We start from the raw sequence: 14,307 nt of genomic DNA on the forward strand, positions 1-14,307 counted from the left end.
TGTATTTGAGGCTGATGATTTGTTCTTGGCGTACGCAGCACACTGCCACCGCAGTACCGTGCCGCCAAAGCCGGATTAAGCGTATTGAGGTCTGACGAGATGTGAAGGTGTTGCGGTCAGAACAATGGACAAGCAGTACGTGGCTGTCCTGAGATTTTCAACTTGATCATTGAGTGTGTCGAGCGACTTGAGCCCATGGAAGAGGTTGTTTCGCAGCCTGTAGATAATGATGAGCGTTGCCAGTAGCACATCATGCGGTTCATCGTTCTGCCCCAATAGAACACTTTCTACCAACACCCTGCGATCTCTAGCGCGAAACTCCAATCTGTCGAATCTGGGCAGTATGCCCTCTTCATCCGTATAGCGAGACCGCCAGAAGGCCACGCAACCACAAACCCCCTGATGCTGCTCAGCGCTCGGTCGATACAGATCTGCAACGCGTTCGAAGGCAGCGATATTACCCTCATTGCGGCACAGATTACCCTCGAAGAAATTCCACATGGTGGTGAAGTCAGCGATGGAATGCTGAGTCTCAGGGGTAAGTCGCGAGCCGCCCGCGGTGTTATCGGAGAACCACTGTGCGGCGTTAAACTCGGCGGGAACAGCCATAAATAAATTCCTTTTAGAATCGAACGTGAAATTCGAGTGGCCTCGTAAATCCATCACATGAGGAGCTATCGTACGCGCCCAATGGCCTGTCGATTTGAGCCACGATGCGGCAAGCTACTCGATGCGATGCTGCCTGACTACCTCTCCTGCCCAATACTGATACGCATCATTGCCGTCTCCCCCGCTCCGCTCGGCAAGCCTCTTCAGGAACCGCCACACCCGATCGCTGTGGCCTGAGGCCCTCGACCGATCAAGAAACTCTTGTGGATCGGCTACAGGGTTGGTGCCCTTTTCGGTTCTAAATCGTGCCAGGGGCTCTGCGCCGCTTTGTGCCCAAAGGAGATTCGCCGCCTGGCCCGCAGCTTTCCGGTCTGTCCCGGTGGATAGAGGATCACCATGCCGACGAGCAGGAATACCCATCAAGCCGTCGTATAGCGCTTGGAATGAGTGGGATGCCATCGTCATCACATCGGGCTCGAACGAGCACTCCAAGCGCTGGGCAAACAGTTGCAGTTCATGTAACCGATACTTTGTCGCAGCCCCCGATTCGTCGCTTAGCTTGAGGTCTGCCAATAGGCTCGACCTGCGGTACGGGCTGTCTGAGAGCGCTTCTTTGCCCAGCGGGCTGAGGGCCTCTCGCTTACCTCATGGTCATTGACATCAAGGTAGGAAAAACGACCATCATACTTACGACCTGACAGGCAGCATGTCCGGTGATAATACGTTTCTCGAGCATCATCTATTCACGCACGACTGACATTCTGACCCGATACCAAGGAGTCCGCCCTACATATGGAAATTGAAGCGCTCAGCACCTACGCCAAGGGCGACCGATTCGAGGAGCAGGTCTTTGAGTTCCTCTCTCGTGAGATCAATGATGGTCGCTTCTATGCGTTCCGACCTGAGTGCTGCAAAATTTTCAGGAAGAAGGGTTACTACTCGCGTGACCGAGAAGACTTCATCATTTTTGACATTTCTGTCGAAGTGTTCCTGCCTGGTTTCGAAACCCCATCGTTGCTTGTGCTCATCGAATGTAAGAACTACAGCGGCAAAGTGCCCGTGGGGGACATCGAAGAATTTGGTTCAAAGATAAGCCAAGTGGCCGGCTTCAATGCCAAGGGTGTTTTTGCGTCCGCCAGTGCGTTTCAGTCCGGCACGTTCAACATTGCTCGGAACCGAGGCTTCGGTGTCTTGCGTTACTTCGATCAATCTGAGTTTCGATGGGAGCTTCCTCGCGCCCTATTAACCGGGGCGCGTAGCGCTAAGGCCCGTAAACGCGCAGAGATCGAATACGCCCTAACCCAAACGGATTTTCGGCCTACCGTTTATAGCGCCTATGCCGTAACTCCTGCCGGTTTTACGGATGGTTGGGAAGGCATCTGGAAAGGCCTCGACCTTGAGAGTGCTTTTGAAGAGAACGATCTGAGTCTGATTCGTCAACCCACGCTTATCGAAACACCCAGGGTCGCGTTCCTTTCGCGGGACAGAATAGATCGCTTGGCGCAGCAGGCTTTGAAATCCATTTCATACATCCGGGGGGAGGTCGATCTTACTAAGTTAGTGTCCAGGGAAGCTGATGTCAGTGGACTGTCTGTGAGCTTCATTGAGGACTCGGGCTCAGCCCTTGGCAGTATCACGTTCAACCCGCTTGAGATCAAAATCTTCGGGGCAGATAGCCAATCCCACTTGGCCCGATTCACACTCGCCCATGAGTTGGGGCATCACTTTCTAGGTCATAAACGCTACATGACACGAGAAGCCATCCGAGCGCAGGACATTGACCAGAGCCAGCTCATCACCATCCCTAAAGGGGAAGTCGAGCGGTTGGAGTGGCAAGCAAATACGTTTGCTTCATGTCTCTTGATGCCTAAAGAGGACTTTCAGGCTGCGTTTGGGTTGTTACTACAGCATCTTGGCATCCGAAATCGCGGTCACGGGCATCTGTACTTAGACAGTCAGAGGGACAACGTCATCCAGTTTCATGCTGTGTGCAATTCTCTGAGCGAATATTTTAACGTTTCGAAGACAGCGATCCGATTGCGCATGAGGGCTTTGGAACTGCTGGTCGAGGTTGGTCGGCAAGATTGATCTGCATCTCACGGGGAGTTTATGACGCATGGTCGGGCGGTTCCTGAGCGTACAGTTCTTTATCGCCCCGCCACTCTTTTTGCACTCCGATCGATACCTAGCGCCTACTTCAGGCCCCAAGCTACGGCCAGCGTACTAAACCAAGCTCCTTGAGTCGTAACGCCATTGCCGAATCGGATACTCCAAACTGCGTAGCAAGCGATACGACGTTGAGGTTATTGAAGCGTTGGCACCGCGCCAGTGCCAGCTCTCGTTCCAAGGAGTCTGACGAGGCATACAACAAACCTTCGATGTTATGCGCATCTAGGTGATATGCGACGGTATCGTTAAAGTGAAGCTGGTCTCCACATAGGAATAGACGCCTGAAACGGTCAGCGACCAGCTTCGCAGGCATCAAAAAACAAGCCGCAAAGAAATCAGCCTCCCTTTCTTCAGGGTTTCGAAGCCCGCCGACTGGACGGCCATCTAACGCCCGATCCCTATGCATAACCTCACCTTTATGTAGGGCGAGGTGGCCGATCTCATGAGCACCCGTGAACAGTTTTACCGTGGAAGAGAATTCTTGGGAGATGGCAATGCGGTTCGCTTGGCGATCAATCAGGCCCGCAATCTTGGGGCCGGAGCCGCCTCGGATGAATTTGGGATCACCTAGATTCGGAAGTTCCCGATATTCAAAGCCGTAAGCTAGCGCCGCCTTCCTCGGATCACGCGCCTGAAGCGGGGTGATATCTTGATCGCCCCACAGGTGATATCGGTCGCGCCAGAGCATGCGCAGCAGCTCGGATGCTTCTTGTTCGATACTTGGCATGTCCATGCAAATCACCGCATGTAGTGGTCATGGCTTGATAATAACCCAATATGTAGGGTTTTCAAGTCCGTCGAACATGCGCTGGTGGTGCTCGGCACACTGCTGCTAGTTTGCTTTACTCGAGTCAGCCGCTTCGATACTTGACTTAGCTCGGGTTTCCAATCGAGTGCGGGTATCGAGCTGTATGAAAGCTGGCGGTAATGTGCTGTTCGCCAGCATCAAAGTGAGTCGCTGATGAGCCCACTGAAGCGCGGAGCATTCTTCATTAGGGCCTATCGGTTTGAGCGTGGCTTTGCTCATGGTCACTTCCTTGACGATTTTGTGGGTGCTGTCTTTGGCTTCTCGGATGCAGGCGCAAATGTGGTGTTCGAATCGCTTCCATCTGTCTCAGCCTCGGTAGCCTGCAGTCGCCGGAGTTGCTCATTCTCCGATTGGGCAGCGACAAGCAGCAGTCTTGCCTCCAGCTCGCGCTCGCCGCTCTTGGCTGCTGCTTCATTCAGTGCCGTGGCGTCCTGTCGAAGCGTGGTGATCTGTTCCTGGAGCTGCTCAGCAACTCCGGCGGATTTCGCCTCAGCCAGTTTCAGACCTTGGATCTCGCCAGTCAGTGTCCGTATGTGCGCCTCATGGCCGTGTAGCAGTTTCACCTGCTGCCTGGACTCTCCAAGCAACCGCTCGTTGTCACGATTTAAACGAGTTAGGTCATCCTGTTTCAGCACCAAGGTTTCCTGCAGCTTGCGCTTCTCCACTTGAGCCTCGTGGAGTTGGGATTCATGCCGTCGTTGATCTTGATCACGCTGCTCTTTGACAGACTGCCGATAGTGCTCCAATGCCCCGCGCGCATGAACATGCTTTTCCTCTAGGGAGTGGATCTGTTTATCCCGGTCACTGACCAAGGCTTCTAGGTCAGTACAGCGTTGATTAAGTCCGGCATTGCGTGTCAGCTCTGCCTGGAGCGAGGACTGCGTGGTTTTTAGGTCAGCAGTTTGAGCCTCAATGGCTGCTTGCTGAGTGTCGAGCTGCCTACGCGCTGCGATCAGTTCGGTTTGCAGGCTGGCGATCTGCGCCTGGAGCTCTAAACGCTCCAAATCAAAGGCTGATCGGGACTGTTCAATCGACTCGTTGCCCTCCTCCATGAGTCGATCCACAAGGCTTTCAACCATTGCCGAAAGCTCTTCACCCATGCGTTCGCGGGACGATAGTGGGCGTGGATCGTAGGATTCGATCTCCTTCAAGTACCGGGCAATGGTTGTCTTCGACCCGGTATTCCCCAGTTCTACACGCACGGCATCGATGCTTGGGTACGCGCCTCTTGCGAGCAGAGACTGCCTCGCTTTTTGCACCACCGCCTTGTTTATGCCGCCACGAGCCATGTGAACTCCTACGATTTCGTGCTGTGTTACGTGTCATGTAATTACGTGACACGCTACCACCTATTTTGTGAATGTAAAATCCAATAATTAAAAAGCTATAATAGTGCTTTATGGCTTCTTGATTCATTATGGCGCCCGGAAATCCTCCTAGATGCGTATGCAGACGCAAACGTTCCGATTTTGAAGGCAAAGTACGATGGAAAAGGCAGATCGGTACCTTAGTGCCGGCACCCGAGAGAACACCCGAAAAAGCTACCGGGCGGCGATCGAGCACTTCGAGGTGACTTGGGGCGGGTATCTGCCCACGACCGGTGTCGGCATCGTTCGCTACTTGGCGGAGTACGCCGGCAAGCTCTCCATCAACACTCTGAAGCAGCGTCTGGCAGCTCTTGCGCAATGGCACATAACTCAGGGTTTTCCTGACCCAACCAAGACGCCTGACGTTCGCCAGATGATCAAAGGCATCAGGGTCGTTCACCCTGCAAAGGTTAAACAGGCCGCCCCGCTACTGCTGAAGCACCTGGAGCAAGCGGTCACATGGCTTGAAAGGGAAGCTGCAGTCGCCCTTGAATGCGGAGATTACAAATCGCTGGTACGTCACCGTCGCTCGGTGGCGATCATTTTGATCGGGTTCTGGCGTGGCTTTCGGGGCGACGAGTTAGCCAGGCTAACGGTGGAGGACACCCAAGCCACAAGTGGTGAAGGCATTACCTTCTTCCTGCCCTACACCAAGGGTGACCGTCAGCATGAAGGTACAACGTTCCAAACGCCGGCACTCGCCATGCTCTGCCCCGTGGAGGCCTACATCAACTGGATAACAGTTGCCGGGATCGCGAAAGGCCCGGTGTTCCAGCGGATTGATCGCTGGGGCAATCTGTCAGGCAAAGCCATGCAGCCGCATAGCCTGATCCCGGTGCTGCGCCGCATTTTCAAAGAGGCAGGATTGCCAGCGGAGCTGTATAGCAGCCACTCAATGCGGCGTGGCTTTGCAACCTGGGCCTCTGCGAACGGTTGGGACATCAAGGGCTTGATGGGTTATGTAGGCTGGAAGGACATGAAATCCGCATTGCGCTATGTGGATGCTAGCGTGTCGTTCGGGGGAATTGCTCTGCGGGCGGCCCAGCAAGCGCCCTACATTGAGAGTAAAAGGATTTCTGGTGATCAATCACGCACTAATGACGCCTAACCGCCAGTGCTCCCCTACTCTCCCAGTGCTCCCCTACTCTCTATGTCGTTGCTGGGGGGCGTTTGCAGGGCTGACGGTTTGAGCCCCAATGGCGCAAATCGATGCGCCCCAAGCTACACAACGTGAAGGCAAGTTAGAGAGGAAGGAGTAACGCCATGGCATGGTTTACTGATGATCGTTCGGAGCGGGAGAAAAACAGAGAAAAAGCCTTCATCAAAGCTGTGAACAACCTCAAGACCCTCGCCGTCACTGCGGATGGAGGCATGTCCATTGACCCAATTGAGATCCAGGACAAAGTCATAGCGGCGCGCTTATGGCTTCGGCATTTCGTCACACTGAAAAGGGACAAATAATTTCTGTGCAAGGTGAAGTACGCTGTTGTGTTTGAGATCCGCAGGCCGAGAGAGGCGCCATGTCAGATAAAAAAATGCTCACCGCTCGGGAGATCTACGTAGTGCTGCGCGATGCCCCCACGATTTCACGCTCAATACGCAGAATTACAAACGCCACTTGGGATGAGATCTATTGCGGGCTGATGACCGTTAACGTCGACGACTGGGTGATAACGCTCTACAACGACTGCGGAGAGTTAGACTACTGCGATAGCTGTTACAGCCCCGAAGGCCGAAGGTACGAATTCAGCTCAAGAGATGCATCCGATCCTATCGACCTTCTGACTCCTGCCGAGCATCGCCAGCTCGAGGAACTCCTCCGCCGTATCTGATTTCACCTCAACGTATCACTCGACACTACACGTAGCGAAAACGCTCGGCGGAAAACAGGACTTCACAAAAAGCCCAGCTGATTGCAAAGAGTTGAGTATGGCTAAGCTCGGATTTCAGCTGGATGGATGCCTGCCATAGGCTGTCTCCAGGGTATCCAGTTGATCGCGCCCCATGGCCTCCATCAAAGCATTAGCAAGCCAGACGGCGTCAAGCATGCCGAATGAAAAGCCCATGAGGTCGAACACAAGTTCTACTCCTCCTTCGTCAATCGTGTAGATGGCCACCGCTTCAGTCTGTTCGTGCTCGCCTGCCCAGGGCTCAACGACATAGACATCATCTTCTGCTTCGTGACAGTTGAATCTTCCATCCGCGCTGTAGCTCCATTCGCCCGACACCCTTTTTCGAAATGTCCTCTCCAGCTTGCTATCGCGTACGGTAGGCGTTGGTACAAATCCTGCCAAATTCCCAACGGTAACGAGCACGGCATCGTAGAGACAGCGCGCGATATCTTCAGCTATGGCGTCGGAGAACCTGATGGGCATGATGTCTAAATTCAGACCGACATAGTGATCCCCCTGCCTGGATACCTTGCACGAATACAGCTCGTCATATTCCCGCCCACGCCAGCAAACAAATTCGCGCTCCGCAAAAAACGTTGCTGGTCGTACTTCATTTTCGCCCACAAATTTCACCAATACGTTGTTCATAAAAATAACAACGGACGCTGCGCAGGAAAACTTTAGCGACAGGGTGAAATATTTTTGGACGCTAGAATTCTAGGCCTCTGAACCAAGCGGCCAAAAGTGGCTATGGCTCGTGCAGGCTGGAACGGCGTATCGCGAACTCGCTTCGATACGCTAGCCGAAAGCGCCAGCCGGTTTTGTCGCTCACTGGCACTGACTTGGTTCGTGCAGCCAGCTTCGGTGACGACACACACCTCCCGCTGTTGAAATAATCCTCGATCGACCTCAAGTTTTTTTATAACGATCCGTTTTTCATCCGTATGCCCTCAGCGAGAACGCAATTTTGAACCGATCGACAACTGACTTTGCCCGGGGCCTGCAGGGCGCAATTTCGTTTTCCAAGACGACCCGAGGCAATCGCCAGCGGAGAGCGTGGCAGCAACTCATCAATTACATCGGATCGTCAGACTCCCTTCCGGAGTTTGACAAAGCATCGGCCCGGGCGGAGGGATATGCCCAGGCCCTGGTAGACAGCGAACAGATCTACACCAAATCCACTGAGCGCGACCTACTGATAATTGCGACCGTTGATGCATGGCGCCGGCACCACATCCACTCAAATACCCCGACCAGCGTGTAGCATCACCCTCCCCTAAGGAAATCGATGTCCACTACATTTACGCGTTACGCCGATGACGAAATTTCAGATTCCACGATCCAAATGCCTCAGCGAATATTGGCCACCTCGACTCATCAGTACCCGATTGATGTGCTCGCCGGCCGGTTTGAGAAGTACCAGGCAGATCCTTCGTATGCCCATGATCATTATCCCTGGGCCGCACGGTTTGTGATGGGCATTCCCGTAGCATCCTGGGCGCGTCCCCTGGTATGGAATGTCGGGCAGAAGTCTCGCTTTATTGCTGCTGAGTGGACGGGCTCCGATTTGGGGAGCTATCTAACTAACGAATGCTTCAGTTCTGCAGGTGTGGGCAGGACTCTAGCGGAGAACAGTGAGATCCTGATCGATGGCCAGCAGCGCCTGCATAGCTTAGAAGAGTATTTTTTGGATCGTCTTGCTGTCACAGATCTTCAAGGTCAGCCGAAGGTTTGGTCTGAGATTGGTAACGGCGAGCGCAGGCGGTTTTTATCTACGATCTTTGCCCAATCCTACGTGTCTTCTGGCGATGAGGAAGCGTTACGGAAAACGTATAATCTTTGTGCAATGGGCGTAATGTCTCGCACGCACGATCAGCGTGCGGCTCGATAAGCTTCGCTGTTCGATTGTTGGGGCATGCCCCGTTGGGGATGGCTGTCGTAAACCACGCCCCATCTTCGATAGGTCATGGCCCTGCGGGCTTCCATCCTCATGCTATGCGCGCTCCGCTTGCCATCGCTGGCACCATTTCCCATCGGCGGCATGAATCAAGCGGCCTTCTACTCGACAAATCTTTCGTGTTGCGGAGGGTACCTGATCAAGCCTGAGTGGTAATATCCAGTTCGCAGGGATCTACCCTCCTCTTGCGTCAAGCATTACAAAGAATCTGTAGATCACAGTCGATCGTTTCCTTCAGATAAATCATGGCAGCGGCGATGACCATGTCCTGATCTTCGCTTCGGCTTGCTGCTGAAATACCAGGTTGGGCGATCAGCACTTCTGCCTCGATAGGTTTGAATCGACTCTGCCTAAGGAGCTCGTTGAGCCTGGGCGCATTGCCCTTGAAAAAGCGCGTTGGCCTGGCCATGGTTTTCAACCGCTCCTCACGCCCCAGGAGATGGCGACAGAGATCATTGAACTTCCATTTCCATTTGGCTGAACGTACCGCTTGAGAGCAGACCTCGACGGCATCCTTGATACGTTCGCCCGCTGAGGCAGCACCAGAGAATTTGCAGTGAATCAGCGTGAGTCGGATGACGTTTTCCTCTTCCTTGAGACAAACCAGATCGGCAGCCTCGCCGGCGGAATCATCATCAAAGACGACATCAAACCCGCCCTCCATGTAGACCTGGGCGACCTTCCATTGTATTGAGTCTCTGCGACCCGCCCCTTCTTTCCAAAAGCTTTCTTTCGTCAGGTCGACGCCAGTCCAATCCCAAGGTTCAAACTGGCTAGGGTTAAGTACTAGCTCCCGAGGGTTCCTGGGCTGGATCAGCAAATTGCCGTCCAGCTCACTCAGGTCTACAAAGCGGGCCAGTGGTGGGTAGTCGCAGAAGAATTCGTCGAGCCGGCGCGTGCGCCTGCCCAATGTGATCATCAGAGGATCGCCACCAACTTGCTCAGCTTTGAAACCCAATTGGGGGTCGAGACGAAGGGCGAACTGAACAACGCCGGCTTCATCCTCCGTCACCAGCGAAAAACGCAGCGAATTAGGATCGAGCGATACAAAAGTGAGTTCAAACATATAGAGGGGTTGCGGGCTATCGACGGAAGCAGGGCTCAGTACAATTCTCTCCTCCGACATGCCTAGGAGTTCCGCAGGCCACTCAAGAGTGAGCACGACCCTATCCGTCGGGAACTCGTCGATCTCAGCCGGAACCAGGACGTTAGCGATTATGTCTTCGATGTTTATCGTGTCATCAAGTAGCTTTGTCCCCACCCTCCTACACCAAGACAAGAGCGCTGGAATCGATCCCTGATCTCGCGACCACACTCGGCCTTTAACAGAGCATCCCACCGTCGCCCGTGCTCCCAGTTCCCACCCTGCTCCGCTCACATTGTTTTTGACCGAATTCTGACGTTCTGTGAGCCCTAGGGCCTCGTCTACGTTTCCACCGGTATACATCGCGAAACTAAGATTTCGCCGCCCGTGCTTTTTAACCCCTAAATTCTGGAATACCAGCCGGTTGATATAGCCGAGACTTCGAAACATCACCTGACCTTTGATCAGCACAGCCTCACCGGCGACAGCTGAGGCGAGTTCGGGAAACAAAGAATCATGATTGGTAGAGGACAGATACAGCAGTCCACGCTCGGTGTCGTGATGCAGAACGAAAAGAGCCCACTCGCTATCCCGGACGCCTTTTGTATTCGTCCATTGAACACGTGACTCGCTGCGTGTGACGAAATATAAGGTAGGACTGTCGGTGTTTTTCCAAACAGCTAGAGGAATGAGATGGCCTGGTAGGCCGGCGTGAAAGCGATCTGGTAAGAACTCCGTGGCTCGGTAAACTGCGGTGCTGAATTTAGGCTTTAACAGGTGGGGTGAAAGGACGATTGCATCTGATGGATCATGCTCGTCCACGCGGCGGGAGGCATGCAGGAATGCTACCAGCTCTGCGTGATCCTGCGCCGCAGCCGAGCTCATTTCTGACAGGATCAGATTCCAGTCCGCATCCTCACTGTACAGACGCTCAAGTGCGTCCGAGACGTTTTTATCTCCGATGTTGGCTACGACCGTCGCATCCCCGATGTTGTCACCGGCAACTCGCGTGAACCGCCCAACAAACTGCAACAGGATTGCCAGGCTTCGGTGCATGTCGTGCACGGCTGCAACCTTGAGTTGAGGCAGATCGAATCCCTCGCCGAGCATGCCTACACAAATAACAATTTTCGCCTCACCCTCTTTTAACGCGGTGAGCCGTACTTGGGCCTGATCAGAGTCCGAGTGAATCAGAACCGGATTCAGGTCTGCGGCAATGGCACGGTATATCCTCTCAACCAATGTCGCCCGTGCGATGGAAGAGCATCGCGCCATCAGCCGGTGGTCTTTGTTATGGTTTAGGTCATGCCGGAGCTGCGTTACCGCTGCCTCGGCAATAGCTTGATCTGCATGGTGCGGATTGACCTGCACTGGCTCGAATCGGATGTTTTTGAAATAACCATCCCGTTGCGCGGCGGCCAGCGGGTAATTGAAGATGACCTTGCCATCGACAAGCTGTGAATCGCGTCGAAACGGTGTCGCCGTGAACTGAAGTGTTGGAACGCCCTGAAGAGCGTTTTTGAGGTGTGTCCATGTCGTGGCAGGTACGTGATGCGCTTCGTCAAGAACGAGCGCGCAGCAGCGACTGGCGATCTCCTGAAGCAACGCGCTGGGAAGACTCGTGCCGATCGCGCCGATGGTACAAACCACAACGTTGCAATGCGAAAACATCAACAGATCAGCAACTGTCCTGGGTCTTTTCGTCATGATCCCAACAATTGGGTTTGGCACATCCTGCGGCAAGACACCTAAAGTCTTGAGCAACCCAAAGGTTACAAATTTATGTGCGGTTTGAGCTCGCAATGCGTCCCAAGGCACTACTACTAGAAAAGGCTCTCGACCGTATGCCGCCAGCGCTGCGAGCATTGTCTCCGTCTTGCCAGTACCGGTAGGCATAACAATCGTGGCCGGGGACTGCTCCAGGCTCCAGTGCGCGCCGATAGCGTGAAGTGCTCCTAGTTGTGGCGGACGTAAACCACTTTCAGATTCCCCACCATTCGTTCCACGTCGCTCGGCCCTAAAGCTAAAAACGCCTCGCCAGGTTGTCGCTATCTCTCGTGCATGGGATGAGGGCCCAACCTGCGCGCGATGGTTTTTGAACTCTTCAATTAATCGATGCCTCGCCCAAACAAATTTTCTATCAGCTTCGAAAAGCACTCCGTCAACACCATCCGGAAGTTGTACATCTCGGCGTGAGGTGAGGATGACTCGCTCCTCGTTATCGAAGCGCTTCAAGGGCTGCTTGATTCGAGCAGAGATATTAATCGAGGTTTCAGTAACAAGCGTCACTTGCTGCGCTGGGCGAATGAGATGCTGGACAACACCGATCGAGTGGCGCTCCTCAAAGATAATGGCAGGCAGCGTAAACATCTTCAGTCGTCCATGGCTAATGATTGATTGTCGTGCTGAGCGCCAATGAGGAACTCAGAGAAAGTTTCCATCGATGCAGTCAAAATGATACTACAAGGTATCGTGTGCTTATCTCAATCCTCGTGAGGCGGGGACACAGCAGGCCAAACCGATCATCGTGCTCTGCCTTCCTCATGCCTTCCAGCTTAGGCGCGAACGAGCATTGGTGTCAGATTAAGCAAGGCGTGAAGTCGCCAGACTTCGCAAGCGGCGGAAGAGCTGATTCGTGCGCTGGATCGTATCAATGTGAAGTTCGGTAAGAATGCCCTGCACTCTGGGCGAATGCCGATCGACGCGACGTGAGCCATGAACCCCGAGGTGATAAGCAAGCGACACAACAAGCGTCGCGCAGCTCATGCGCTTCATTCCAACTTAGCCTTTCCTGATGTCGTTGCTATGAGGGTATTTTGGGGGAGATGACAGCCTATTGCCTCGCCTGCCTGGTCACATAACGGGAATGCCAAACCTGCTAAAGTCACGGAGCAGTGCCCGTCACCCACTCATCTTGCTTAGAATGTCACTCGACGTTCCGCCGGAGTGCCTATGCAAAAATCCATTGAGGCTGTTTTCTACCAGTGCGAACACACGGGTGCTTTTCAAAGGGGACACGAGGCTGTTCTGGGTATTTTGAAATCACATTACGGCGAGGACTGCGGAGCCGCCCCTTATACACTTAGCCATTTCAGTTCAATCGTGGGCTATAGGTTCATACGAGAGGGAGTCTCGTGTTTCATACCACAGACCAAGATGCCTCCCACATCTAGTGGCCCGTTTCCGTTTGCGCCCCTTTTGGCAAGTAAAGATCTGATTGTTCCTCCGCTGCTGATGCCTCGGCATATGACACTGATATGCGATGCGATCAGAGCAAACGAAACCCGCCCCGACGGCTTAACCGTCGACTTCTGTTTGGCCAGCATTTATACCCCCGGCGATATGGGGCGGTACTTCGAGTCCCTCTTCAATCAGATCGACTCATTCAAACCCTACATGCAGCACATTGACGAATGCATCCGAGCGTATCTGTTCGGCTACGTTTCCATTGCGGTGTCCGGGCTTATCTTGGCTTCCGAAGGGATACTGCGAGAGATCGGAGCGAAGATAGACAGCAAATTTGAAGGGATCACCAGTAAGGATCAGTTCATAAATGTGTTGTCAAAAATCGAAGATTTGCTCGTTGCCAAGGCCTATCACGGTATAGAGGTTCCAGGCTTCATGCGACTCAAGGAGTACATGCTGGGCTTTGACGAACAGCTTTGCTTGGTTGATAACTTCAAAAATTACTTCACTACCCGGCTCTACGAGAAGACCTCCGAGGTCAAGGGCACCATCGACATGAATCGGCATAGCGTTCTGCACGGTTTATCCATGGACTTCAACAAGTCGATCAATTTCTACCGGCTGTTCATCATGCTGGTATTCCTCGCCTTCGTAAGCGTGCTCCTGGGGCACAACCGGGCGTCGGCATTCGTCTCGGAAACCGAGCGCTCGAAACTCAAAAGCGATTGCTACGACAAGCTCGCGGGGTTCGGCGCATCAATGAAGGCACATTTTCCTCTCTGATCTTTCTGCCGGGTGCTGCGTGCCAGGCAGAAACCGTCCCCGATGCGAATCATAGGCCCGTTAAGCATGTTGGAATTTGCTCTTCGCCAGCATCAAGGTGAGTCGCTGATGAACCCACTGCCGGTAGTGCTCCAGAGCCCGCGCGTACGGCCGTCGGCCTGCGCGCTGCGCTCGCTTTCTGAGGAGCCCTGTAACGTAACTTTTTGGCTGTAACATAAGCAGTGTTACAAAGCACAAAACTGCGTTACAGACTAATTTAAGGGAGTTCAGCACCCGAATTTACTGTCTTCCCACGACCTTTTTCTTCAGCGCATCCAGCCTTCGCTTTACACCTATTTTTGGGATCAAAACGTTGGCCGCTCATAAATCTGGATCGCTTCACGGCACTCCCCCAACGCCTCATGCGCGGGCCCTTGCACCTTCAACGCGTTCGGCCTCCATGCTGGGGCTGG

Annotated in this window: 11 protein-coding genes; 6 read left to right on the forward strand and 5 right to left on the reverse strand. The window is 53.6% G+C overall.

Going from position 1 to position 14,307, the window contains the following annotated elements; genetic code table 11:
- Positions 1-75: 75 nt before the first annotated feature.
- Positions 76-609: a hypothetical protein gene (locus SB725_RS08630; protein WP_053269063.1), complete on the reverse strand. Its 534-nt coding sequence runs from the start codon at positions 607-609 to the stop codon at positions 76-78.
- A gap of 792 nt (positions 610-1,401) precedes the next feature.
- On the opposite strand from SB725_RS08630, the gene SB725_RS08635 reads away from it, so the two are divergent.
- Entirely contained in the window at positions 1,402-2,697 is a 1,296-nt protein-coding gene (locus SB725_RS08635; RefSeq protein WP_410921581.1) for an ImmA/IrrE family metallo-endopeptidase, read from the forward strand.
- A gap of 121 nt (positions 2,698-2,818) precedes the next feature.
- Here the strand turns inward: SB725_RS08635 and SB725_RS08640 are convergent, their stop codons facing one another.
- Together SB725_RS08640 and SB725_RS08645 are read right to left on the reverse strand one after the other, a co-directional pair.
- Positions 2,819-3,511, reverse strand: coding sequence for an ImmA/IrrE family metallo-endopeptidase (locus SB725_RS08640; protein ID WP_410921582.1), 693 nt, complete (start codon positions 3,509-3,511; stop codon positions 2,819-2,821).
- A gap of 296 nt (positions 3,512-3,807) precedes the next feature.
- On the reverse strand, positions 3,808-4,875 hold the full coding sequence (locus SB725_RS08645; protein WP_410921583.1) for a DNA-binding protein: 1,068 nt from the start codon (positions 4,873-4,875) through the stop codon (positions 3,808-3,810).
- A 196-nt stretch (positions 4,876-5,071) separates the two neighbouring features.
- Here SB725_RS08645 and SB725_RS08650 point away from each other — a divergent pair, with 196 nt between their 5' ends.
- The 3 genes from SB725_RS08650 (at position 5,072) to SB725_RS08660 (ending at position 6,785) form a co-directional block, all read left to right on the forward strand.
- Entirely contained in the window at positions 5,072-6,061 is a 990-nt protein-coding gene (locus tag SB725_RS08650) for a tyrosine-type recombinase/integrase (RefSeq protein WP_410921584.1), read from the forward strand.
- A gap of 155 nt (positions 6,062-6,216) precedes the next feature.
- The gene (locus SB725_RS08655) at positions 6,217-6,414 is read left to right on the forward strand and encodes a hypothetical protein (RefSeq protein WP_410921585.1); all 198 of its coding nucleotides are present in this window, start codon (positions 6,217-6,219) and stop codon (positions 6,412-6,414) included.
- A gap of 59 nt (positions 6,415-6,473) precedes the next feature.
- A complete protein-coding gene (locus tag SB725_RS08660; protein WP_410921586.1) occupies positions 6,474-6,785 on the forward strand; it encodes a hypothetical protein in 312 nt (103 codons plus the stop codon).
- A 114-nt stretch (positions 6,786-6,899) separates the two neighbouring features.
- Here SB725_RS08660 and SB725_RS08665 read toward each other — a convergent pair whose 3' ends face one another.
- Positions 6,900-7,493 carry a hypothetical protein gene (locus SB725_RS08665; RefSeq protein WP_410921587.1) on the reverse strand — a complete coding sequence of 198 codons (594 nt, stop codon included), beginning with the start codon at positions 7,491-7,493 and terminating at the stop codon, positions 6,900-6,902.
- A gap of 640 nt (positions 7,494-8,133) precedes the next feature.
- On the opposite strand from SB725_RS08665, the gene SB725_RS08670 reads away from it, so the two are divergent.
- Positions 8,134-8,736, forward strand: coding sequence for a hypothetical protein (locus SB725_RS08670; RefSeq protein ID WP_410921588.1), 603 nt, complete (start codon positions 8,134-8,136; stop codon positions 8,734-8,736).
- Between the two features lie 256 nt (positions 8,737-8,992).
- Here the strand turns inward: SB725_RS08670 and SB725_RS08675 are convergent, their stop codons facing one another.
- Complete coding sequence (locus SB725_RS08675) at positions 8,993-12,256, reverse strand: DEAD/DEAH box helicase (RefSeq protein WP_410921589.1); 3,264 nt, start codon at positions 12,254-12,256, stop codon at positions 8,993-8,995.
- A gap of 582 nt (positions 12,257-12,838) precedes the next feature.
- Here SB725_RS08675 and SB725_RS08680 point away from each other — a divergent pair.
- Complete coding sequence (locus SB725_RS08680; RefSeq protein ID WP_410921590.1) at positions 12,839-13,855, forward strand: hypothetical protein; 1,017 nt, start codon at positions 12,839-12,841, stop codon at positions 13,853-13,855.
- The last annotated feature ends 452 nt before the right edge of the window (positions 13,856-14,307 follow it).

This window comes from Pseudomonas sp. SIMBA_041 (assembly GCF_046535095.1).
In the GTDB taxonomy this organism is placed as follows: Bacteria; Pseudomonadota; Gammaproteobacteria; order Pseudomonadales; family Pseudomonadaceae; genus Aquipseudomonas; species Aquipseudomonas mucoides.

Excerpts from the sequence above, each read along its gene's own strand:
- SB725_RS08630 (WP_053269063.1), bottom strand. The coding sequence starts at position 609 with ATGGCTGTTCCCGCCGAGTTTAACGCCGCACAGTGGTTCTCCGATAAC.
- SB725_RS08635 (WP_410921581.1), top strand. The coding sequence starts at position 1,402 with ATGGAAATTGAAGCGCTCAGCACCTACGCCAAGGGCGACCGATTCGAG.
- SB725_RS08640 (WP_410921582.1), bottom strand. The coding sequence starts at position 3,511 with ATGGACATGCCAAGTATCGAACAAGAAGCATCCGAGCTGCTGCGCATG.
- SB725_RS08645 (WP_410921583.1), bottom strand. The coding sequence starts at position 4,875 with ATGGCTCGTGGCGGCATAAACAAGGCGGTGGTGCAAAAAGCGAGGCAG.
- SB725_RS08650 (WP_410921584.1), top strand. The coding sequence starts at position 5,072 with ATGGAAAAGGCAGATCGGTACCTTAGTGCCGGCACCCGAGAGAACACC.
- SB725_RS08655 (WP_410921585.1), top strand. The coding sequence starts at position 6,217 with ATGGCATGGTTTACTGATGATCGTTCGGAGCGGGAGAAAAACAGAGAA.
- SB725_RS08660 (WP_410921586.1), top strand. The coding sequence starts at position 6,474 with ATGTCAGATAAAAAAATGCTCACCGCTCGGGAGATCTACGTAGTGCTG.
- SB725_RS08665 (WP_410921587.1), bottom strand. The coding sequence starts at position 7,493 with ATGAACAACGTATTGGTGAAATTTGTGGGCGAAAATGAAGTACGACCA.
- SB725_RS08670 (WP_410921588.1), top strand. The coding sequence starts at position 8,134 with ATGTCCACTACATTTACGCGTTACGCCGATGACGAAATTTCAGATTCC.
- SB725_RS08675 (WP_410921589.1), bottom strand. The coding sequence starts at position 12,256 with ATGTTTACGCTGCCTGCCATTATCTTTGAGGAGCGCCACTCGATCGGT.
- SB725_RS08680 (WP_410921590.1), top strand. The coding sequence starts at position 12,839 with ATGCAAAAATCCATTGAGGCTGTTTTCTACCAGTGCGAACACACGGGT.